At 72.4% G+C, this 22,102-nt stretch carries 19 protein-coding genes and 1 pseudogene; 10 read left to right on the top strand and 10 right to left on the bottom strand.

The features are described 5' to 3' along the window. Positions 1–69 precede the first annotated feature (69 nt). From AQJ84_RS08590 to AQJ84_RS08575, 4 genes are all read left to right on the top strand, one after another. Positions 70–654, top strand: a complete 585-nt coding sequence (locus AQJ84_RS08590; protein WP_030039878.1) for an Rv1733c family protein — start codon at positions 70–72, stop codon at positions 652–654. Between the two features lie 264 nt (positions 655–918). Then, positions 919–1,887, top strand: coding sequence for an acetylxylan esterase (locus tag AQJ84_RS08585; protein ID WP_030039879.1), 969 nt, complete (start codon positions 919–921; stop codon positions 1,885–1,887). 7 nt (positions 1,888–1,894) lie between these two features. Then, positions 1,895–2,299 (top strand): nuclear transport factor 2 family protein, encoded by a 405-nt coding sequence (locus AQJ84_RS08580; protein WP_030039880.1) that lies wholly within the window; start codon positions 1,895–1,897, stop codon positions 2,297–2,299. 138 nt (positions 2,300–2,437) lie between these two features. Beyond that, the gene (locus AQJ84_RS08575) at positions 2,438–3,604 is read left to right on the top strand and encodes a serine hydrolase domain-containing protein (protein ID WP_053190155.1); all 1,167 of its coding nucleotides are present in this window, start codon (positions 2,438–2,440) and stop codon (positions 3,602–3,604) included. Between the two features lie 14 nt (positions 3,605–3,618). Here AQJ84_RS08575 and AQJ84_RS08570 read toward each other — a convergent pair whose 3' ends face one another. Both AQJ84_RS08570 and AQJ84_RS08565 read right to left on the bottom strand, forming a co-directional pair. Then, the gene (locus AQJ84_RS08570) at positions 3,619–4,344 is read right to left on the bottom strand and encodes a class I SAM-dependent methyltransferase (RefSeq protein ID WP_030039881.1); all 726 of its coding nucleotides are present in this window, start codon (positions 4,342–4,344) and stop codon (positions 3,619–3,621) included. A 5-nt stretch (positions 4,345–4,349) separates the two neighbouring features. After that, positions 4,350–4,913: a PadR family transcriptional regulator gene (locus AQJ84_RS08565; RefSeq protein ID WP_030039882.1), complete on the bottom strand. Its 564-nt coding sequence runs from the start codon at positions 4,911–4,913 to the stop codon at positions 4,350–4,352. A gap of 81 nt (positions 4,914–4,994) precedes the next feature. Here AQJ84_RS08565 and AQJ84_RS08560 point away from each other — a divergent pair, with 81 nt between their 5' ends. Then, positions 4,995–5,393, top strand: coding sequence for a nuclear transport factor 2 family protein (locus AQJ84_RS08560; protein ID WP_030039883.1), 399 nt, complete (start codon positions 4,995–4,997; stop codon positions 5,391–5,393). Between the two features lie 10 nt (positions 5,394–5,403). Here the strand turns inward: AQJ84_RS08560 and AQJ84_RS40665 are convergent, their stop codons facing one another. Then, positions 5,404–5,727, bottom strand: a complete 324-nt coding sequence (locus tag AQJ84_RS40665; RefSeq protein ID WP_030039884.1) for a SpoIIE family protein phosphatase — start codon at positions 5,725–5,727, stop codon at positions 5,404–5,406. A gap of 104 nt (positions 5,728–5,831) precedes the next feature. Here AQJ84_RS40665 and AQJ84_RS08550 point away from each other — a divergent pair, with 104 nt between their 5' ends. The 3 genes and pseudogenes from AQJ84_RS08550 to AQJ84_RS40660 all read left to right on the top strand — a co-directional run. Beyond that, positions 5,832–6,659: a class I SAM-dependent methyltransferase gene (locus tag AQJ84_RS08550; RefSeq protein WP_030039885.1), complete on the top strand. Its 828-nt coding sequence runs from the start codon at positions 5,832–5,834 to the stop codon at positions 6,657–6,659. 290 nt (positions 6,660–6,949) lie between these two features. Further along, positions 6,950–8,092, top strand: coding sequence for a transcription termination factor Rho (gene rho, locus AQJ84_RS08545; RefSeq protein ID WP_053190111.1), 1,143 nt, complete (start codon positions 6,950–6,952; stop codon positions 8,090–8,092). Between the two features lie 128 nt (positions 8,093–8,220). Beyond that, positions 8,221–9,105, top strand: a pseudogene (locus AQJ84_RS40660) (D-alanyl-D-alanine carboxypeptidase family protein); the annotation flags it as partial. Positions 9,106–9,116: 11 nt separating this feature from the next. Here the strand turns inward: AQJ84_RS40660 and AQJ84_RS44935 are convergent. Next, entirely contained in the window at positions 9,117–10,490 is a 1,374-nt protein-coding gene (locus tag AQJ84_RS44935) for a glycosyltransferase 87 family protein (RefSeq protein ID WP_310591743.1), read from the bottom strand. A gap of 26 nt (positions 10,491–10,516) precedes the next feature. Next, positions 10,517–11,911, bottom strand: a complete 1,395-nt coding sequence (gene mptB, locus AQJ84_RS08535; RefSeq protein WP_053190110.1) for a polyprenol phosphomannose-dependent alpha 1,6 mannosyltransferase MptB — start codon at positions 11,909–11,911, stop codon at positions 10,517–10,519. Between the two features lie 391 nt (positions 11,912–12,302). Here mptB and rox point away from each other — a divergent pair, with 391 nt between their 5' ends. Then, positions 12,303–13,730, top strand: a complete 1,428-nt coding sequence (gene rox, locus AQJ84_RS08530; protein WP_053190154.1) for a rifampin monooxygenase — start codon at positions 12,303–12,305, stop codon at positions 13,728–13,730. Positions 13,731–13,760: 30 nt separating this feature from the next. Here the strand turns inward: rox and AQJ84_RS08525 are convergent, their stop codons facing one another. Beyond that, positions 13,761–14,678, bottom strand: coding sequence for a glutaminase (locus tag AQJ84_RS08525; RefSeq protein WP_030039890.1), 918 nt, complete (start codon positions 14,676–14,678; stop codon positions 13,761–13,763). A 311-nt stretch (positions 14,679–14,989) separates the two neighbouring features. Between AQJ84_RS08525 and AQJ84_RS08520 the strand changes: the two genes are divergently transcribed. After that, positions 14,990–16,594: a right-handed parallel beta-helix repeat-containing protein gene (locus AQJ84_RS08520; protein WP_225877198.1), complete on the top strand. Its 1,605-nt coding sequence runs from the start codon at positions 14,990–14,992 to the stop codon at positions 16,592–16,594. On the opposite strand, the gene AQJ84_RS08515 is transcribed toward AQJ84_RS08520, so the two are convergent. The 4 genes from AQJ84_RS08515 to AQJ84_RS08500 all read right to left on the bottom strand — a co-directional run bounded on the left by AQJ84_RS08515 (position 16,528) and on the right by AQJ84_RS08500 (position 22,004). After that, positions 16,528–17,955, bottom strand: a complete 1,428-nt coding sequence (locus AQJ84_RS08515) for a UDP-glucose dehydrogenase family protein (protein WP_030039892.1) — start codon at positions 17,953–17,955, stop codon at positions 16,528–16,530. The genes AQJ84_RS08520 and AQJ84_RS08515 overlap by 67 nt on opposite strands. A gap of 39 nt (positions 17,956–17,994) precedes the next feature. Continuing rightward, complete coding sequence (gene galE, locus AQJ84_RS08510) at positions 17,995–19,017, bottom strand: UDP-glucose 4-epimerase GalE (protein ID WP_030039893.1); 1,023 nt, start codon at positions 19,015–19,017, stop codon at positions 17,995–17,997. 90 nt (positions 19,018–19,107) lie between these two features. Continuing rightward, on the bottom strand, positions 19,108–20,979 hold the full coding sequence (locus AQJ84_RS08505; RefSeq protein ID WP_053190109.1) for a glycosyltransferase: 1,872 nt from the start codon (positions 20,977–20,979) through the stop codon (positions 19,108–19,110). Next, on the bottom strand, positions 20,976–22,004 hold the full coding sequence (locus tag AQJ84_RS08500) for a UDP-glucuronic acid decarboxylase family protein (RefSeq protein WP_078631813.1): 1,029 nt from the start codon (positions 22,002–22,004) through the stop codon (positions 20,976–20,978). The genes AQJ84_RS08505 and AQJ84_RS08500 overlap by 4 nt, the downstream gene beginning before the upstream one ends. Between the last annotated feature and the right edge of the window lie 98 nt (positions 22,005–22,102).

Here is a 22,102-nt window from a genome sequence, read left to right as displayed (position 1 = left end):
ACGATGCCGGTGGACGGGTACTAGCTCCGTGTGGGCACTCGCAAGCGTGCGCGGTGCGGAGAGGTCGACATGCGAACCCGGGTGCGCGGCTGGCGCTGGCGGCGCAGTCCCCTGCGGCGCCGGTCGGACGTCGTGGAGGCGTGGACGGTTCTGGCCGTCACGGTGCTGATCTGTGTGGGTGCTCCCCTCGTGGGGGCGTTCGCGGCCTCGTGGGCACACTCCGAGGCCCGTGCGGTGGCGAAGGAGCAACGCGCCGACCGCCATCGCGTCCGCGTCGAGGTCGTCGGCAGAACACCTGACTCGCTGCCCTCGGTGCAGGGCGGCCATGAGCGCGCGTACCGGGCGACGGTGCGCTGGACGGAGCCCGGCACCGGGCAGCGGACGGCGACCGCACGGGTCCCGGCGGGCACGCACCGGGGCGAGAGCGTGGACGTGTGGTTCGACTCCAAGGGCCGCAGCGTGGCCCCGCCCGCCGACGAGACGGCGGTCTGGCAGCACACGCTGACCATGGGCGTGTGCGCGGCGGGCGGTGCGGTCCTCGTGGTGTTCCTCGGCCACGCCGCCGTACGAGGCGCGGCCAACCGCCACCGGATGGCCGAGTGGGAGCGTGACTGGGCCCTCACCGAACCGCAGTGGACCCGCAGGCGGGCCTGACCACCACCGAGCAGCCGACCGTCCCCAGGAGTGTCCGGCGCGCGGGGTGACCCGATCACCTGTGACGATCCCCCGGCCGTCCCGGATCGCCCGCCCCGCGTCCACATGAGGCAACTCGGCGCCACTGACCAGTAGTTCTGTCTGCGGCGGCAGGCGTCACGCTGTCGTCGTGGGCTCGCTCCCGGACAGAAGGCCTGGCGATTCGTCCGACCATCCACGTACGGTGTGATCATCCGCACGCTCTCTCCACGAAGGCGGTCCCAGATGGCCCTGTTCGACCTTCCGCTCGACGAGCTCCGTGAGTACCGCAGCAAGTCGACCGAGCCCGAGGACTTCGACGCGTTCTGGTCCAAGACGCTCGGGGAGGCTCGCGAGCACGACCTGGACGCCCGTTTCGAACTCGTCGACACGGGTCTGTCCACGGTGAAGGTGTACGACGTGACCTTCGCCGGGTTCGGCGGTCACCCGGTGAAGGGCTGGTTCACGATTCCCGCCGAGGTCTCGGCGCCGATCCCGCTGGTGGTGGAGTTCGTCGGGTACGGCGGCGGCCGGGGGCTGCCCCACGAGCACCTGCTGTGGGCGTCCACGGGTCGGGCGCACTTCGTGATGGACACCCGCGGTCAGGGCAGCGCCTGGGGCGGCGGTGGCGGGACCGCGGATCCGGTGGGCGGCGCGCCCGCGTACCCCGGTTTCATGACGCGGGGCATCGACGCCCCCGACAACTACTACTACCGCCGGGTGTTCACGGACGCGGTGCGCGCGGTGGAGGCCGCCCGCTCGCACCCCCTGGCCGATCCCGCGCGCACGGTGGCGCTCGGTGCCAGCCAGGGCGGCGGTATCACGATCGCGGTGGGCGGTCTGGTCCCGGATCTGGCGGCCATCGCCCCGGACGTGCCGTTCCTGTGCGACTTCCCGCGCGCGGCCACGCTCACGGACCGCCACCCGTACCGCGAGATCGGCCTCTACCTCAAGACGCACCGAGGCCGCAGCGAGGACGCCCTGCGCACCCTCTCCTACTTCGACGGCGTCCACTTCGCGGCCCGCGGCCGGGCGCCCGCCCTGTTCTCGGTGGCCCTGGAGGACCAGACCTGCCCGCCGTCCACCGTCTTCGCGGCCTTCAACGAGTGGGCGCACGACGACAAGACGATCGAGGTGTACGACTTCAACGACCACGAGGGCGGCGGCCCCTACCACGAGGCCGCCAAGGTGCGCTGGCTGCGGTCGCTCGGCTGAGGACCCGGTGCAGACGCGTGAGGCCGCCGAGCGGTTCGTGCGGGTGTGGGAGCGCGGCTGGGCCGGACACGACGTGGACGCCCTGCTGGAGCTGTACGCCGAGGACTGCGTCCACCGTTCGATGCCGTTCCGCGAGCCGCACCGCGGGCGGGCCGAACTCGCCGGATATCTGCGCCGGTCGTTCGCCGAGGAGCGGGTGACCGACGTACGGTTCTCGCCGCCGCTGGTCGGCCCGGGCGGGGTCGCGGTGGCCGAGTTCCGGGTCCTGGCGACCGAGTGCGGCGAGCCGTCCACCCTCGCCGGCTGCGTCTTCGTGCGGTTCGACGCCGCCGGCGCGGCCGTGGAGACCCGCGACTACTGGCACACGGTCGCGGGCGGGCGGGAACCGACGGGGTCGCTGTTCTTCCTGTGACCGCGGAACAGCGACCGGCCGGGCACTCCTCCCGGCCGGTCGGAGCGGACACCCTTCCGTCCAGTCCGACCAGTCGGTATGTTCTTCGGGCCCGGCCGCGGTGTGGCGGCCGGGTTTCCGGCGGACGACGGAGGATTCATGTCCCAGACCGAGTCAGCGGTGCACGGTCACTGCGACGAGCGATTCGCCCCCGTGCGGGCGGCGTTCGAGGAGAACTTCCGCGACCGTGGGGAGCTGGGGGCCGCGGTCACCGTCGTGGCCGACGGCGAGACCGTGGTGGACCTGTGGGGCGGCCACGCCGACGCGGCGGGCACCCGGCTCTGGGAGCGGGACACCCTGGTCAACGTGTGGTCGACCACCAAGGGCCCGGTCGCCCTGTGCGCACACATCCTCGCCGACCGGGGGCTGCTCGACCTCGACGCACCGGTGGCCGCGTACTGGCCGGAGTTCGCCGCGGCCGGCAAGGAGAAGGTCCTCGTGCGGCATCTGCTGTCGCACCGGGCCGGCCTGTCGGGCCTGCGGGAACCGCACAGCCTCGCCCAGCTCTGCGACTGGCGGCTGACCGTGGAGCGGCTCGCCGCCACGGAACCCTGGTGGGAACCGGGCACCCGGTCCGGCTATCACGCGCTGACGTACGGCTTCCTGGTCGGGGAGGTCGTGCGGCGCGTCTCGGGGCTGCTGCCCGGAGCGTTCCTGGAGCGGGAGGTGACCCGTCCGCTCGGCATCGACTTCACCGTCGGGCTGCCGGAGACGGAGGCCGGGCGGGCCGCCGAGCTGGTCCATCCACCCGCCGCGTCGCGCAGTGAACAGGCGGCGGTCTTCAGCCAGTTGTCGCCCGCCGCGCTCGCCTCCCTGACCAATCCCCTGGTGGGTGCGGCCGAGGCCAACACGCCCCGGTGGCGGGCCGCCGAGATCCCCGCGGCCAACGGTCACGGCACCGCGCGGGCCATCGCCGCGCTCTACGGCATCTTCGCCGGCCGGGGGTCGTACGACGGCCACCGGATCCTCTCCCCGGAGGCCGCCGAGCGGGCCCGCGAGGGGCAGGGCAGCTGCCGCGACCTGGTGCTGGGCGCCGGCTTCGAGAGCGAGACGGAGACCGGGCTCGGGCTGTGGCTCAGCGGGCCGAACGGGTCGTACGGGCCCAACCCGCGGGCGTTCGGACACGACGGGTTCGGCGGCTCCTGCGGCCTCGCCGATCCGGAGGCCGGGGTGTCGCTGGGGTACGTGATGAACCGGATGGGGCCGCACATCGCGGACGACCCACGGAAGATGGCACTGGTCGACGCCCTGTACCGGGTGGTGTGAGACCGCGGGTCCGGCTACGACAGCCGGCGGGCCACCACCATCCGGACCCGCGGGCTGCCGTCCCGCCGCCGCCCGAACTCGGGCAGGGTGTGCAGGTCCACCTCGAATCCGGTGCGTTCGAGGTCCCCGCGTACGTCCGAGAGCCGGAAGGCCCGGTAGTACATGACGAACGGCGGACGCCACACCGCGTTGCGCACGCGCATCACCGCGTCGAAGCCCAGCAGCATCCAGTAGGCGCGCGAGGTGGGGCGCGGCGGGGCGAGCACGGGGAAGGCGAAGCTCCCGCCGGGGCGCAGTACGGAGTGGACCTGGGCGAACAGGCCCGGCAGCTCGCGTGGCAGGAAGTGACCGAACGCCCCGAAGCTCACGACGAGGTCGAACGCGGGGCCGAACGGCAGGGCGCGGGCGTCCGCACGCACCCAGGAGACCTGCCGGCCGGCGGGGCGGGTCCGCTCGCGTGCGACCTCGAGCATGCCCGCGCTGAAGTCGACCCCGGTGACACTGCGCCGGCACACCTGTGCCAGCACGTCGAGACCGGCGCCGGTACCGCAGCACAGGTCGAGTCCGGCCTCGAAGGGGCCGATGCGCCGGAGCGCCGAGGCCACCGCTTCCAGCACAGCGTCGGGCGTGCGGAACGGGGTGTGGTCGAACTTGGGGGCGAGCAGGTCGTAGCCGTGCTCGACCGACGACAGCGCCTGGACGGCGAGTTCGCGGAGACTGGGGCCTTCAGGGCTGAACATCCGGGTCAGCTTAGGCGAGCGCGCTGTCCGAGGAGGACGAGAACGCGCTCGCACCAGCGCACGTTCTCCGTCTCGAAGCCGATGCCTCCCATGAGCGTCAGATAGGGGCCGAGTCGGTCTGCCTCCCGCAGGTACTCCTCCTCGGTCCGACCGGCGAGGAGCCGGTCGCGCAGGCGCTCGTAGCGGGCCAGCTTGGCGCGCGCCCAAGACAGGCGCTCCTCCACCAGGGCGCGGGCGGCCTCCGGGTCGGTGCCGTCCATGGCCTGGATCTTGATCAGGAGTTCGTCGCGAAGCGCGGCGGGACGCCGGACCGGTTGGGCGGCGAAGCCGCCGAGCTCCTGCCGGCCGGTCTCGGTGAGCGTGAACAGCCGCTTGTTGGGCCGCCGTTCCTGCTGCACCACCCGGGCCTCGACCAGCCCGTCCTGCGCCAGGCGCTCGAGCTCCCGGTAGAGCTGCTGCGGCGTGGCCGGCCAGAAGTTGGCGAGCGACGCGTCGAAGAGCTTGGACAGCTCGTAGCCCGAGGCCTCGCCCTCCAACAGGGCGGCCAGCACGGCGTACTTCAGTGACATGTGGACACGCTAGCAGCCGTTGACTAGTCTACTCCGCACCTATTCAAATAATTGCGTAGCAAGCTGACTGGGGAGGATCCGATGCGCGCGTTCCGCGAGGCGATCGAGGCACACGATCTCGACGCCGCCGAGGCGTTGCTGGCCGAGAACGTGGTGTTCACGAGCCCGGTGGTGTTCAAGCCGTACGCCGGCAAAGCCATGACGGCGGCGATCCTGCGCGGGGTGTCCCGGGTCTTCGAGGACTTCCGCTACGTCCGCGAGCTGAGCGGCGCGGACGGCCGCGACCATGCGCTGGTCTTCACCGCCCGGGTGGGCGAGCGTGAGATCAGCGGCTGCGACTTCATCCACCTCGACGAGGACGGCCTGATCGACGACTTCATGGTCATGGTGCGGCCGCTGTCGGGGGCGCAGGCGCTGGCGGAGGCGATGGGCGCGCGGTTCGAGGAGATCGCCAAGGAGGCCGAGGCGCGGCTCGGCTGAGCCGGACGCCTCAGGAAGCGCGGGGCAGCGGCTGCTCAGTCCAGATGATCTTCGCGTTCGGGGTGTATCGGGTCCCCCAGCGGTGACGCGGCGCGGATGCCGGAGACGGCCGCCGGGTCGCCGGGTCGCAGGGCAGATCCCACTGGGCGACCCGCCCGGGCAGGACGTCCCGCAGCTGTTCGAGGCCGGAGTCGATGTCCCGGTGCCGGTCCTCGATCAGACCGTCGGTGTACAGCACGAGTGGGCTGCCCTCGGCCAGTTCGAGCTCGATGGCCTCGAAGGGCATCCCGCCGAGCCCTAGCGGCGCCCCCGAGGGCAGATCGACGAACTCCACCGTTCCGTCGGGTGCCCAGCGCGGGTGAGGGGGCGCCCGGCGCGGGTGAGGGTGCGGCGCCGGGACACCGGGTCGTAGACGGCGCAGGGTGATTGGATGGCGCCATGACCACCGACGAGCACGCGCGGCTGATGCGGGTCAACCAGGCGAACTGGGACGCTCGCACTCCCGTCCACCTCGCCAGCCGGTTCTACGGGCTCGACCAGGACCTCGACCCGGAGCGCTGGTTCGCCCCCTTCGAGTGGGACGACCTCGGCGAGCTCGGCGGCCGCGACGTGCTCCATCTGCAGTGCCACCTCGGCACCGAGACGCTCGCCTTCGCCCGGCGCGGCGCCAGGGCCGTCGGCCTCGACTTCTCCGAGGCGTCCGTGGCGGCGGCGACCGGCATCGCGGCGCGGGCGGAACTCGACGTCGCATTCGTGCGGGCGAACGTGTACGACGCGGTCGAGGCCCTGAACGGGCGGCGGTTCGACGTCGTCTACACCGGCAAGGGCGCCCTGTGCTACCTGCCCGACCTGGAGCGCTGGGCGGGCGTCGTGGCGCAACTCCTGCGGCCGGGCGGCCGGTTGTACATCGTCGAGTTCCATCCGCTCCTCAACTCGCTGGGCCCCAAGCCCGCCCCGGGCGAGGGACCCGAACTGCTGCTGCGCCACGACTACCTGGGCGGCGACGGCCCCGTGCACCGGGACGCGACCCACACCTACACCGACGGCCCGCCCGTCGAGGGGGCCACCGACAGCTACGAGTGGATGCATGGAATAGGAGAGGTGATCGGCGCGTTGACGAGCGCGGGACTGACCGTCCAGCGCCTGACGGAGAGCGACGAGCTGCCCTGGCAGCGCTGGCCGCAGATGGTCCGTACATCGTCCGGCTGGTGGCGGCTGACCGAGCCGCGCATCCCCCTTCTGTACGGCCTGCTCGCCGGCCGTTGAGTCCGGTCCCACAGACCCGACCGCGCCCCGCGTGGTAAAGTACCGCTAGCACTTGTGTACGCCCCGCTGTGGGCGCCGGTGCAGTTCCTCCTCAGTCAGTCGAACCGCCGCCGCTCTTCCGGTCGGCAGGCCGGCTTCCCAGCACCACTCGTCGAAGGCTTTCGTCGCCGTACCCGAGGTGCTGTTTCCCGTCGCCGAGGCCTGTGCCTGGCACCGCCTCCCCTCGCGACTTCACTCCCTTCCTTCCTTCGCATGCCTCATGCCCTCCGTCCGTGAAAGGACCGGCCATCATGACCACCACACTCGAACACCCTCCCGTCCAGGAGCAGCTCCCCGCCCGGGTCGCCACCGGCGTCCTCGACATCGACGCGAACGGGAAGGGCCACCTGCGCTCCCTGGACCTGCTGCCCTCACCCTCCGACCTCCAGGTCCCTCCCCAGCTGATCCGCCGGTACGGTCTGCGCAAGGGCGACCTGGTCGACGGAGTACGCGGCACCCAGCGCGCCCTCACGGAGGTGGCCCGGATCAACGGGCACACCCCCGAAGAGCAGCGGCGCCGCCGCCACTTCCGCGACCTGACACCGCTGCACCCCCGGGAGCGGCTGCGCCTCGAACACCCGGCTGCCGGCCTCACCGGCCGTGTCACCGACCTGCTCGCCCCCGTCGGCAAGGGCCAGCGCGGACTCGTCGTCGCCCCGCCGAAGACCGGCAAGACCGTCCTGCTCCAGCAGATCGCCGCCGCCGTCTCCGGCAACCACCCCGAGGCACGGCTGATGGTGGTGCTCCTCGACGAACGCCCCGAGGAGGTCACCGACATGCGGCGCTCGGTGCGCGGCGAGGTGTACGCCTCGACCTTCGACAAGACCCCCCGGCAGCACATCGCGCTCGCCGAGCTCGTCATCGAGCGGGCCAAGCGGCTCGTCGAAGCGGGCGAGGACGTCGTCATCCTGCTGGACTCCCTGACCCGGCTGTGCCGCGCCCACAACAACGCGGCCGCTGCGGGGGGCCGCACCCTCAGCGGCGGTGTCGACGCGACCGCCCTGATCGGGCCCAAGCGGTTCTTCGGTGCCGCCCGTCTGGCCGAGGAGGGCGGCTCGCTCACCATCCTCGCGACCGCGCTGGTGGAGACCGGCTCCCGCGCCGACGACTTCTACTTCGAGGAGCTCAAGAGCACCGGGAACATGGAGTTGCGCCTGAGCAGCGACCTTGCCACCCGCCGTGTCTTCCCGGCCGTCGACATCAACCCCTCCGGCACCCGCCGCGAGGAACTGCTCGTGCCCCGGGCCGAGTTGACCGCCGTCCACGGCCTGCGCCGGGCTCTCCAGGCCCGGGACGGCCGGCCCAGCCTGGAGACCCTGCTGGAGCGTCTGCGTGAGACCCCGGACAACGCGACGTTCCTGCGCCGCATCCAGCCGACCCTGCCCGCTGACTGACGGCTGACGGCTGACCGCTCACGGTTGACGGCTCGTCACGTCGCCCATGTGCGGCATCCGGGTGCTCGCACGCCCCCGCCCGGCCCGGCCAGCGCCGCTGGGAGCCGTCCCGTTCCTACGTTGACAGTATGACAATCGGATTGACTTCCCGGGCTGTCGTGTCCACCTGCGCGATGTGTGCGGCGGGCCTGCTCGCCCTCGCACCGGCCGCCGTGGCCGGCGGCGGCGGAGCGGACCCTGGTACGCACGGTGGGCCGAGGGCGGCGGCACCCCAGCCCTCCCTCCTGTATCGCTCGGGCACCCAGGTACGGCCGCGTGCCGGCGCTCCCGAGGTGCCGGAGGTCTCGGCGCTGTCGTGGCTGGTGGCCGACGCCGACAGCGGGGAGGTGCTCGCCGCGCACAACGCGCACCGCGAACTGCCGCCCGCCAGCACCCTCAAGACCCTGTTCGCCCTGACGGTCCTGCCGGTCCTGCCGGGCGGCATCCGCCACACCGTCCGGGAGGAGGAGCTCGCCGGCATCGGTGCCGGCAGCAGCCTGGTCGGGGTCGCCGAAGGGCGTACGTACCGCGTCTCCGACCTGTGGCGCGGGGTGTTCCTCAACTCCGGCAACGACGCCGTGCACGTGCTGGCCGAGCTGAGCGGCGGCTGGCGCTCGACCGCCGCGCGCATGCAGGCCAAGGCCCGCTCCCTGGGGGCCCGCGACACCCGCGTGCTGTCACCGGACGGCTACGACACACCGGGCCAGGTGTCGTCGGCCTACGACCTTGCCGTGTTCGGCCGGGCGGGGCTGCGCAGTGCGGACTTCGCGCGGTACTGCGGCACGGTCCAGGCGGACTTCCCGGGCCGCGACGGTGGGTCGTACGAGATCCGCAACACCAACCGGCTGCTTTCGGGTGACGACGGCGTGGAGCCCTACCCGGGGCTGGTCGGCATCAAGAACGGATACACCAGCAAGGCCGGCCACACCCTCGTGACCGCCGCCCGGCGGGACGGCCGCACCCTCGTCGTGACGGTGATGAACCCTCAGGCGGGCGGTGGCTTCGCCGTGTACGAGGAGGCGCGCGAACTGCTCGACTGGGGGTTCGACGCGGACGGGCGGGTCGAACCGGTGGGCTCGCTGGAGGCGCCGCGGGTCAGGCCGGCCGCGCGGCCCGCCGCCGGACCCGCGGCCCAACCGGCCGCTGTGCCCGCTGCCGTCGCGCCGAAGCCGCCCGAGGGCGGTGCCGCGTGGCCGGCGACGGGGGTGATCGCGGGAGCCGCTGGGCTGGGCGCCGGTGCCCTCGCCGTGGCGGTGCGGCGCAAGCGCGCACGCTCGGCCGGGAGTTGACCGGCCGGCAGCCACAGCAGCAGGCCGAGTGTGATCCAGGTGTAGGTGTTGCCGCCGAGGAATCCGTCGACGCCTGACGCGTCGTCGAACCACAGCCACACCACGCTGGTGCACAGCACCGCGTACAGGGCGCCCGCGATGCGCGGGTGCCCTGTACGCACCAGCACGGCGAAGGACGGCAGCAGCCACACCAGGTGGTGCACCCAGGTGATCGGGCTGACGAGACAGGCGGTCAGAGCGGTGAGTGCGAAGGCGGTCGTCCACTCCCCCGCCACGACCGCCCTGCGGGTACGGAACGCCCACACGCACAGGGTCAGCAGGACCGCCACGGCCCACACCGGCCGGTCCGCCACGCCCAGCCGGGCCAGGATCCCCTGCAGCGACTGGTTGGAGACATAGTCCAGTCGCCCCACGCGGTTCGTGTCCCACAGTGCCTCGGTCCAGTAGAAGCGCGAGGCATCGGGAGCCGCCCGGGCCGCGAGCGCGGTGGCCGCGGCGGTGACCGCGCTCGCCACGGCGGCGGCCCGCCACCGCCGGGCGAGGAGCAGCAGACCGATGAAGAGCGCCGGCGTGAGTTTCACCGCGGCCGCGATCCCGATCCCGACGCCCGCCCACCGCGCCCGGCCGTTGGCCAGCAGCCACGCGTCCGCGAGCACCAGGGCCAGCAGCAGGATGTTGACCTGGCCGAAACTGAAGGTGTCCCGCAGCGGTTCGAACAGCGCGAGCGCACAGGCGCCCAGGACGCAGCCGTACCAGCCGTGGCCCCGCCAGCCGGGCCCCACGAGGATGCGCAGCACCGCGGCCAGGGCCACCAGGTCGAGCAGCAGGGCGACCACTATCGTGGCGCGCAGGCCGAGCAGGGACATCGGCAGCATGGCGAGCGCGGCGAAGGGCGGATAGGTGAAGCCGTACGTCGTCCCGGGCACCCGGTAGTCGTAGAGCCGTCCGCCGTGGTGGACCCAACTGTCCACCGCTCCGTGGTAGACGCGCAGGTCGAACCAGTCACGCAGCAGAGGCACGGTCGCCGTGAACGCGGTGACGGCGGCGACGAGGGCGAGGGCGAGCAGCAGCCGCCCTCACTCGGAGCGCGGCGGCCTCATGCCGTACGCCCCGACATCGTGGCGAGCCGCGCCTGGTGGGCCTGCCACAGGAAGACCAGGGCCAGCACACCGCCGGAGACGGCCGTCACGAGTTGTCCGGCATCCGCGGGGCCGCCGCTCGGCAGGGCGAGGAGCGCGAGCACGCCGGTCACGGCCGCCACCCGGTGCCGAACCGATGTGCTGGGCGCGGCGGCGGCGACGAGGAACAGCCCCCACAGGGCGTACCAGGGGCGGATCGCCGGGCCGAGGGCTGCCACCGCCAGCAGGCTCAGGCCGAGCGCGTACACGGGCCGAAGGCGCAGCCGCAGCCATATCGCGAGGACCACGCCTGCGGCGGCCACGATGCCCAGGGCGTGCCAGGCGGGTACGGCCAACGGTGCCAGATCGCTGCCGAGCCGCACCAGCACGGCGCGGGTGGCCCGGCCCAGGAGGCTGGTGAGGGCCCAGTTCTGCGGGGAGACGGGAGTGTCGAGGGCGCCTGTCCAGCCGTACCCCGTGCCGGCGGCCGTCGTCGCGGCGACGGTGGTGACCGCGGTCGCGACAGCGGTGGTCGCCACCGCCCGCGCCGGATGACGGCCCGCACGCACCTGGAGGGCGACGACCGTGACGAGCCCGAGCACGGCAGGGGCCTTGACCAGGGCTGCGAGCGTGACCAGCACGGCGCCGAGGACCGGCCACCGGCCGAGTGCCGCGACCAGGCCGAGGCCGAGCAGGCCGAGCATGACGGCGTCGTTGTGGGCGCCCGCCACCAGGTGGAGCAGGACGAGCGGGTTGAGCGCGCCGAGCCACAGCGCGGCCGACGGGTCGGCGCCGCTGTGGCGGGCCAGCCGGGGCAGCGCGGCCGCCATCAGGCCGACGCCGAGCACGGCGACGAGCCGCATGCCGAAGACGCCGGCGGGGAGTTCGCCCCGGGTCAGTGCGGACAGCGCGGAGGCGACGCCGAGGAAGACCGGGCCGTACGGCGCTGCGGTGTGCCGCCACAGCGGGGAGACCTCGTCGGCGAGCGGGCCGCCGAGCTGGGCGGGCCCGTGTGCGTAGACGTCGATGTGCGCGTCCACCATGGCGCCCTGGGCGAGGTAGCTGTACACGTCCCGGCTGAAGAGCGGCGGTGCGATCAGCAGCGGTGCGGCCCAGACCGCGAGGACCACCAGCAGCTCGCGCGGGGTGGGCGGCTCGGGGCCACGCACCAGGCGGCCCAGCAGGGCCCAGGCCGCGATCAGCAGCACGAGTCCGAAGTACACGCCGACCAGACCGAGGGCGGCGTGGGCGGACGAAGGGGCGAGGAGCTCCCGGACGGGCAGGGCTCCGGCGGTCTCACCTCCCGCCGCTAGGGAGGCGGTTCCGGCCAGACCGAGCACCTGGCAGCGGCGGAGAGCGACGGGGAAAGCCATGGCCAACACTCGGGAAGCGTGGCAAGGACGGATGGCCGGAAGGCGACCTGACGCCCTCCGAACGGCGGCCGGCGTGTGACCGACGCGTGGTCGTCCGGCGGCTCGGGACCCCGCGACCGGTCAGGTCGCTGTGGAGCGCCCGCGAAGCCGATTCGCTGGCGTCGGGTCGGGATGGCCGACCTTGCGTGCGCCGTTCGAGTAGCTCAGGCGCCCGGCCGAGCCGTCATGGTGGGTGCGGGCTGCGCGGAGGCGGCGCAAAAGGAAAGGGCAAGGACGTCACGCTCTCCTTGCCACTCTCAACTTATAGCGCACCGGGGGACTTGCGGCAAGGCCCCGGTAGTGCCGCAGAATCACCGGCCTAAGCCAGTCAGCTGCGGAAATGGGTGTGGTGATGATCGACGTGATCGTGGTCGGCGGTGGACCGACCGGCTTGATGCTCGCGTGCGAGTTGCGGCTGCACGGTGTGCACGTGGTCGTGCTGGAGAAGTTGACCGAGCCGACCGCACAGTCCCGCGGACAGGGCCTGCACGCGCGCAGCGTCGAGCTGATGGACCAGCGTGGCCTGTTGGACCGGTTCTTCGCGGTCAGTGAGAAGTTCCAGGTCGGCGGCCTCTTCGGCGGCATCGCCAAGCCGTGGCCGGACCGGCTGGACACGGCTCACCCCTACGGCCTCGCCACTCCGCAGCCGGTCACCGAGCGGCTGCTCAACGAGCGTGCCCTCGAACTGGGTACCGAGATCCGGCGCGGCTGCGAAGTGGTCGGGCTGAGCCAGGCCGAGGACGGGGTGACCGTCGAGCTGGCGGACGGCACACGGCTGCGCTCGCGCTACCTCGTGGGGTGTGACGGTGGCCGCAGCGCGGTGCGCAAGCTCCTCGGTGTCGGTTTCCCCGGCGAGCCCGCCAAGGTCGAGACGATGCTGGGCGACATGGAGGTGACCGAGGATCCGGCGACGATCGCCGCCGTCGTGGAGGAAGTCCGCAAGACCCAGCTGCGGTTCGGCGTCGTCCCCGGCAAGGACGGGGTGTGCCGCGTCATCGTTCCCGCCGACGGGGTGGCCGAGGACCGTGCGGCCGAGCCGACCCTCGACGAGTTCAGGCAGCAGCTGCGGGCCGTCGCGGGCACCGACTTCGGCGTGCACTCGCCGCGCTGGCTGTCCCGGTTCGGCGACGCCACCCGGCAGGCCGAGCGCTACCGGGTCGGCCGGGTGCTGCTGGCCGGTGACGCGGCGCACATCCACCCGCCGACCGGCGGGCAGGGGCTCAACCTCGGGGTGCAGGACGCGTTCAACCTCGGCTGGAAGCTGGCCGCCGCGGTCGACGGCTGGGCACCGGAGGGGCTGCTGGACAGCTACCACGCCGAACGGCATCCGGTGGGCGCCGCCGTGCTGGCCAACACCCGTGCGCAGATCACGCTGATGGGGACCGATCCGGGGGCGACCGCGCTGCGGGAGCTGTTCGCGAAGCTGATGGACTTCGAGGAGGTGAACCGGTACGTGACGGAGATGATCACCGCGGTCGGGGTCCGCTACGACTTCGGCGAGGGCCACGAACTGCTCGGCCGGCGCATGCGGGACGTGGAGCTGAAGCAGGGCCGCCTCTACGAGCACATGCACGGCGGCCGCGGGCTGCTCCTCGACCGGACCGGCCGGCTCTCGGTCACCGGGTGGGCGGATCGTGTCGACCTCGTCGCCGACGAGAGCGAGGACCCGGACGTTCCCGCGGTGCTGCTGCGGCCGGACGGTCACGTCGCGTGGGTGGGCGAGGACCAGCAGGACCTGGTCGACGCGCTGCCGACATGGTTCGGCCCGGCCGCCGGCTGAGGTCGGTCGCCCACACCGCGGGCGGCGCCCTCAGAACACCGACAGGCCCGTCAGGGTCGTGAACCTGTCCAGCGCCGCCACGCCCGCCACGGAGTTGCCCCGCTCGTCCAGGCCCGGGCTCCACACACACAGCGTGCACCGCCCGGGCACCACCGCGATGATGCCACCGCCCACACCGCTCTTGCCCGGCAGTCCCACCCGGTAGGCGAAGTCGCCCGCCGCGTCGTAGGTCCCGCATGTCAGCAGCACCGCGTTGACCTGTTTGGCCTGGCTTCGGCTGAGCAGCCGGGTGCCGTCGGCGCGGATGCCGTGGCGGGCCAGGAAGGTGGTGGCCAGGGCGAGGTCGGCGCAGGAGGCCGTGAGGGAGCACTGGCGGAAGTACTGGTCGAGCAGGACCGGAACGGGGTTGTCGATGTTGCCGTAGGACGCCATGAAGTGGGCCAGGGCGGCGTTGCGGTCGCCGTGCGCGGCCTCGGAGGCGGCGACCTCCTGGTCGAAGTCCAGAGCGTGGTTGCCGCTCTCCGAGCGCAGGAAGGTCAGCAGCGAGTCGGCCGCGTCCCCGGTACGGGTGTGGAGGCGGTCGGTGACGACGAGCGCGCCCGCGTTGATGAACGGGTTGCGCGGGATGCCGTTCTCGTACTCCAGCTGGACCAGGGAGTTGAAGGGGTTGCCGGAGGGTTCGCGGCCCACGTGCTCCCAGAGTTCGTCGCCCTCGCGGGCCAGGTCGAGAGCGAGGGTGAAGACCTTGGTGATGGACTGCGTGGAGAACGGCTCGCGCCAGTCCCCCACGCCGTACACCGTGCCGTCCAGTTCGGCGACGGCCATGCCGAAGCTGCGCGGGTCGCGGACCGCGAGCGCCGGGATGTAGTCGGCGGGCCGGCCGCGGCCGGGGGTGCGGCCGATCTCGTCGGCGATGCGGTCGAGGACGGGCTGGAACTGCGCGGACATGGCTCATCATCATGCCGCACGAGTGCGCCCGGGCCGCGCCGGGGCCGACGGCGCCCATCTCTGCCGTGCCGTCCAATCAGGCGTGTCTTGGGCCGCACTCCGCGTGCTGGGCCGCCGATCGCGGGCCCGCACGTCAGGGTGAGGATCCGCGGTCTCCGTGATGCGGGGCCCGTTCGACCATCGAGCAGACGGGAGCGACGTTGCGCCAGCGGAACGAAGGCACCACAGCCGCCGACTTGATGCTGCGGGGCAACAGGAGCAGGGGCGCGGCTGGCCTGTGCGCCGCGGCGGTGCTGCTGGCGGGTTGCAGCATGCCCACCCCCTACGTCCCCCCGCGGGAGAACCCTCAGGGCGGACGGACGTTCTATCTGAGTCCGGGGGGTGACGACAGCGACGACGGGCGGACCCCGCAGACCGCCTGGCGCACGCTCCGGCGTGCCGACACCGTGCGGTTCGAGCCGGGCGACCGGCTGCGGCTGAAGGGCGGCGCCAGGTTCCCGGGCACCCTGAGCATCGGTCAGGGGGACGCCGGGAGCGCCCGCAAGCCCGTCGTCGTCGAGTCGTACGGCACGGGGCGCGGGGTGATCACGGCCCGCGGGACACGGGGCATCGAGGTGCACAACACCAGCGGCGTCGTCATCCGCGACCTGGTGGTCGCCGGTGACCCCGCGGCCTACCGGTCGCACGAGGGCATCGCGTTCACCAGCGATCTGCCGGGCAGCCGGAAACTGCCGTACGTCCGGGTCTCGGGTGTCGAGGTGCGCGGTTTCCGCAACGGCATCCGGCTGCACGGCGGCGCCGACGCGTCCGGTTTCCGGGACGTGGTGATCCGCGACTGCGCGCTGCACGGCAACCAGGACGCGGGGCTGGTGGCGGACGGCCCCGCCTTCGACTCGGCGGCACCCGCCTGGGCACACGAGCGGGTGACCGTGTCGAGGGTGACGGCGTACAAGAACGTCGGCGACCCCCGGGCGTCCCGCCGCAACACCGGCAGCGGCATCGTCCTGGGCAGCGTCCGGCAAGGCCTGGTGGAGCAGTCGGTAGCCCACGACAACGGGCGCTTGTCCTCGCCCGACGCCGCGGAGGGCCCCGAGGGCATCTGGACGTACGACTCGACGCGGATGACGTTCCAGCGGAACGTCGCCTACGCCAACCACACGGGTTCCGAAGTGGACGGCGGCGGGTTCGGCCTGGACAACAACGTGTCCCACTCGGTGATGCAGTACAACCTGTCCTACGGCAACGACGGCGCGGGCTACCTGATCTACTCGGCCGTCCCGAACAGGGCGCACACGGACAACACGGTCCGGTACAACATCAGCCACGACGACAGCCGCAAGCTCCAGGACTACGGCGGCATCGTCGCGTTCGGATCGCGGGTCACCGACCTCGACATCTACCAGAACACGGTGCTGACCAGGGCGAACGGCCCCGTCCGCCCACCTGCCCTGCGGCTCCTGTCCAGCCTTGGCGCCGTCACCGTCCGCAACAACGTGTTCGTCACGGACGGTCCGCCCCTGGTGGTGTCCCAAAACGCGTTCGCATCATCGGACGTGCTGCTGCAGGGCAACGACTACCACAGTCCGCGGGGCTGGAACCTGCAGTGGGGGGAGCTCTCGTACACCGGTCTGGACGCCTGGCGTCAGGCGACCGGGCAGGAGACGCTGGGGCCGCGGCCCCTCGGTACCGACCGCGACCCGTGTCTCGCCCCGGTCCCGCTGTCCACGGCCGGCCCGAACCTGAACGGCACCGGTCCCACGCGCGGCGCACTGGCTGCCCAGTGCACCCCCGTGCTGACCGGTGCCGCGGTGGATCTGCGCGTTCTGGGCGTCGACCCGGGGCCGGTGGACTACTTCGGGACGCCGCTGAGCGGGTCCCCCGGCGTGGGGGCGGTGCAGTTCGGTCCGACGGCCTGAGGAATCGTCACCCGCAACGCCTCGCCGGTGCCGGGCGGCGGCACCGGCGCGGGGCGTCCCAGGGCGCGGACCTGCCAGCCGGCCGCCCGCCAGGCCGCCGGGTCCAGGGCGTTGCGGGCGTCGAGCAGGCGCGGCGCCCGGACGACCTCCGACAGGTGCGCCGGGTCGAGTGCGCGGTACTGGCGCCACTCGGTCAGGTGCAGCACCAGGTCCGCGTCCCGGCACGCCTCCACGACGTCGGGGCAGTACGCCGGCCCGGGCAGCGCGGCCCGCGCGTTGTCGAGGCCTTCCGGGTCGTGCACGCGGACGTCGGCGTCCGCCGCGACGATCTGCGCGGCGACGGCCAGGGCCGGTGAGTCGCGCACGTCGTCGCTGTCGGGTTTGAAGGTGGCGCCCAGCACGGCGACCCGCCGGCCCGCGAACGTGCCGCCCAGGAGGTGACGTGCGAGGTCGACCGTGCGCCGGCGCTGCCGCTCGTTGATCCGGTCGATCTGGCGCAGGAAGGACACCGCCTCGCCCACCTCCAGTTCCTCGGCCCGGGCGAGGAAGGCGCGGATGTCCTTGGGCAGGCAGCCGCCGCCGAACCCGAGACCGGCGGAGAGGAACCGGCGCCCGATGCGCACGTCGTGGCCGAGGGCGTCGGCGAGGGTCACCACGTCGGCTCCGGAGGCGTCGCAGACCTCCGCCATGGCGTTGATGAACGAGATCTTCGTCGCCAGGAAGGAGTTGGCGGCCACCTTCACCAGTTCGGCGGTGGCCGGGTCGGTGCCGACGTAGGCCACGCCGGATCGCAGCATCGGCTCGTAGACGGTCCGCAGCAGCCCGTCGGCGTGGGCCGAGGTGGCGCCCACGACGAGCCGGTCGGGCCGCAGGGTGTCCTGGACGGCGTATCCCTCGCGCAGGAACTCCGGGTTCCAGGCGATCTCGGCGGTGACGCCGGGGCGCAGCCGTGCGGCCAGTCTGCGGCTGAGCGAGCGGGTGGTGCCCACCGGCACGGTCGACTTGCCGACGACGAGGCTGTCGCGGGTCAGGAGCGGTGCCAGACCGTCGACGACCGCCTCGACATGGCTCAGGTCGGCGGCGAGGGAGTCGGGGCGCTGCGGTGTGCCGACACATACGAAGTGCAGGTCGGCGAAGTCGGCCGCCTCCTGGAGTGAGGTGGTGAAACGCAGTCGCCCGGACCGGGTGTTCCTGGTGAGGAGTTCCGCCAGGCCGGGTTCGTAGAAGGGTGCCCGGCCTGCGGCGAGTGCCTCGATCTTCCGGGTGTCGGTGTCGACGCCGAGGACGTCGTGTCCGAGGTCCGCCATGCACGCGGCGTGCACGGCTCCGAGGTATCCCGTACCGATGACGGTCAACCGCATGGAGGTTCTCCTGTCGTGGGGCCGCCGGCGTCGACGGGTTCAGCGGGCGTAGCCGTGCGGGTTGCGTTCCTGGAACCGCCAGGCGTCACGGCACATGGCGTCGAGGTCACGCGTGGTGGTCCAGTCCCAGGCCGCGGCCACCGCGCTCGGGTCGGCGACGAGCTCGGCGACGTCGCCGGGTCTGCGGTCGACGATCCGGTAGGGAACGGGGCGGCCGCTCGCCTCGCCGAAGGCCGCGACCAGTTGGAGCACGGAGGTGCCGGTGCCGGTGCCGAGGTTGAACACCCTCATGCCCGTCCGGTCGTCCAGGTGCTCGACGGCGACCCGGTGTCCCTCGGCGACGTCCATGACGTGGATGTAGTCCCGCACCCCGGTGCCGTCGGGTGTGGGGTAGTCGTCCCCGAAGACGCTCAGCACCTCGCGGCGGCCCACGGCGACTTGGGCGACGTACGGCATGACGTTGTCGGGGACGCCCCGCGGGTCCTCGCCGAGCAAACCGCCGGGATGGGCTCCGACCGGGTTGAAGTAGCGCAGGGCGAGCACCTTCATCTCCACCAGGTGGTCGCAGACGTCCTCCAGGATCCGCTCGCACATCAGCTTGGTGTGGGCGTAGGGGTTCGTGGGGGCGACCGGGCTCAGCTCGGTCAGCGGCATGGTCTGCGCGTCGCCGTAGACGGAGCAGGACGAGGAGAAGACCAGTCGGTGGACGCCGTGTTCACGCATGACGGACAGCAGGGCGCAGGTGCCGCCGACGTTCGTGTCGTAGTACTCGACCGGCAGCGCCACCGACTCGCCGACCGCCTTGTGGGCCGCGAAGTGGATGACGGCGTCCACCTGGTGGGAGGCGAACACCTGGGCGAGGGCCGCTCGGTCGCGCACGTCGACGCGGTAGGCGGCGGTGAGCGGCCGTCCCGCCGTCTTGGCGATGCGTTCCAGGGCGTGCGGGGAGCTGTTGACGTGGTTGTCGACCACGATGACTTCGTAGCCGTGGGCGAGCAGTTCGACGCAGGTGTGGCTGCCGATGAAGCCTGCGCCGCCTGTCACCAGGACCGTTTCGGGCATCGGGGACCTCGTTTTCGTCGGGGAGGGTGGGACGTTGGCGGCGGGACGGGCCGCTCGGGCGCGCCGGGCGGGCACGTGGCGTCAGCCGGTTCAGCCGGTGAGGAAGCCGCGGGCGTAGGCGGGGAACAGCATCAGCGCCCAGGCCAGCGGCGCCAGGGCGACCAGGCCCGCGAACAGCGGCAGGGCGGCGCTGCGCAGTGCGCGGTGCGCGCCGACGCCCGCCGACCTCGCGCTCTCCCGCACGTGCAGGACGCTGACGGAGAGGGTCACCAGCGCGTAGGAGAGGGCACCGAGCAGGCACAGGAACACGTAGCCGATCGCGGGTCCTGTCAGCTCCCCGACCACGGCCGCGCCGGACAGGACGACGGTGATCAGGAGGTAGGGAAGCATCAGGCGCAGCGGCAACGGCTCGATGCCGCTGCGGCGCTTGGGCGTCACCTTGAAGACGACCTTCTTCGGCCGCAGACGCTGCGTCACGGCGGCCGCGGCTCCCCAGGCCACGTACGGCCAGCGGGTCAGCCCGAACAGCCACCCCTCCCAGCTCAGCAGCGGCGCGTCCACGGGGCGCAGCAGGCCGCGCCGGCGCAGCAGCGCGGTCAGCACCACCAGGAAGAACGACATGGCCCAGAAGTGCAGCAGGAAGGCGCCGTAGTTGACGTTGATCCAGGGTTGGCCGGTGACCGCGGCGATCGGTGGCAGCAGCAGGCCCGCGGTGGTGGTCAGGGCGAGCAGCGGGTAGTACGAGAGGGCGAACGCGAACCGGACCCGCAGCCGGCCCGGCATGCGCCGCAGGTGCCGGGGAAGCATGCCCAGCAGCATGAAGACCAGGCTGCGTGACCACTGGAACTCCTGCGTCACCATGGCGGCGAAGGTGATGGGGCCGTCCCCGTGCGCCTCCGCGTCGATGGCGAACGCCCCGTGCCAGCCCGCGGAGTTCAGCAGGAACGTGGTCGAGAAGTCCTCGGCCAGCTCGGGCCCGAGCCCGCCGATGTCCTGCAGGGCGCGGGTGCGTACGGCGTAGTGGGATCCGATGCACAGGGGTGCCAGGCCGTCGGAGTGCCCCAGCTGCATCGGGCCGTGGAAGGTGGCCTCGCGGTGCAGCCGGCCGCGAGCCGACCACGACGTGGTGGCGTTGGCGTCGCACACGCTGGGGGCGGAGACGTAGCCGACGGCCGGATCGGCGAACGGCCGGACCACCTCCTGCAGGTAGCGGGGGTGGGGCACGTGGTCGACGTCGAGCTGGGCGACCACGTCGTACTCGGCGTAGCCCCAGTTGTCGTAGAAGTGCGCGAGGTTGCCCTCCTTGCACCGGGTGCGGCGGGGCCAGGCGTCCCGGTGGTACGACGCGACACCGCGTCGGCAGGACACGCTCACGGCGTTGCTCCGGCACCACTCCAGGGTCTCCTGGCTGGGATCCTCGTCGCACAGCCAGACGTCGTAGGGCTGCGGGAAATCCTGCCGCAGCATGGCGCTCAGGGTGGTGCGGGCGACGCTCCAGGGCTCGGACGGCGCCCGGGTGACGACGAACGCGGTGCGCAGCCGGGGCACCTCGACGCTCGGGTCGAACGTGCGCAGCCGCACCATGACGACCACGAAGTACAGCGGCAGCACGGACAGGTACAGCAGGAGCGCGCTGTTCACCGCGAAGCCCGCCAGACCGGCCCGGTGCTCCGGGCGCAGCCACCACTCCCAGAAGCAGACCAGGGCGGTCCACCAGCACACCGCGAGCAGGGACACCTTGATCCGGTCGAGACGTCCCAGCCGGGGGATCCAGGACGCGGCCCCGGGGGTGAGCGCTCGGCGCGGTTTGCCGAAGACCGGTCCGTCCGGGGGCGCGTCGACGACGTTGCCCGCGGAGAGGGTCCACAGGTGGGTTCTCAGCATCGCCTCGTCGGGGTCCGCGCGCAGCGGCCCGCCGCTTCGGGCGGGGCCGCGCGGGCGGCCGTGGTCCGTCTGGGTCACGACGCGGCGGTGGTCGCGCCGGCCGGGCAGGACCCGGCGGTGACGACGCCGTCCTGCTGCCCGCCCCGGATCGCGGAGAGTGCGGCGGCGACGTCGTCCGGGCGGGAGGCGAACCACCGCACGGTGCGGCGCAGCCCTTCCTCGATGCCGACCTCGGGGCTCCACCCCAGGCGTTCCGCCGCGCGGGCGATGACCGGGCGCCGCCGGGTGGGGTCGTCGACGGGCAGCGGGTGGAACTGGACCTCGGCCTGGGATCCCGTCAGGTTCAGGACGAGTTCGGCCAGTTGCAGAACCGTCAGTTCGACGGGGTTGCCGAGGTTCACCGGCCCGGGTTCGTCGTGGTCGAGCATGGCCACGATGCCGCGCACCAGATCGTCGACGTAGCAGAAACTGCGGGTCTGCTTTCCGTCGCCGTAGACGGTCAAAGGCTCTCCGGCGAGCGCCTGGACGACGAAACTGGAGACGACCCGACCGTCGTGCGGTCGCATGCGCGGACCATAGGTGTTGAAAATCCGCAGAATTCCCGTGTTGGTGCCACGGTTCGTCCGGTAGGCCTCGGTCAGGGCCTCGGAGAACCTTTTCGCCTCGTCGTAGACGCTGCGCGGCCCGATGGGATTCACGTGGCCCCAGTACGACTCGTCCTGGGGGTGGACCTCGGGGTCTCCGTACACCTCACTCGTGGAGGCGAGGACGAAGCGGGCGTCGTGGCGCGCCGCGAGTCGCAGCGCGTTCTCCGTGCCACGGCTGCCCACGGCGAGCGTCTCCAGCGGACGTGCGAGGTAGTCGGGAGGCGAGGCGGGGCTGGCCAGGTGGGCCACCGCGTCGACGGTGCCGGGCACCTCGACCGACCGGCTGACGTCACCGCGGACGAGTTCGAAAGCCGGATCTCCCAGAAAGGGCGCGATGTTCGCGGGATCACCGGTCGAGAAGTCGTCGAGACACACGACCTGGTCGCCGCGCCTCAGAAGTGCTTCGCACAGATGCGAGCCGAGAAAACCGCCGCCACCTGTCACGGCCACACGCATGAATTCTCCTGGATTCGCCGAAGGATTCCATCACTCCGCCCGGCGCGGGGTGCATAGGAGAACGTTCACCAGGGCAGGAGACGGCCCTTACGAGAAGC

This window comes from Streptomyces resistomycificus (assembly GCF_001514265.1).
GTDB lineage: Bacteria > Actinomycetota > Actinomycetes > Streptomycetales > Streptomycetaceae > Streptomyces > Streptomyces resistomycificus.
Note: the sequence above shows the minus strand (reverse complement) of the source record. Positions and strands in the feature narration are given on the sequence as shown.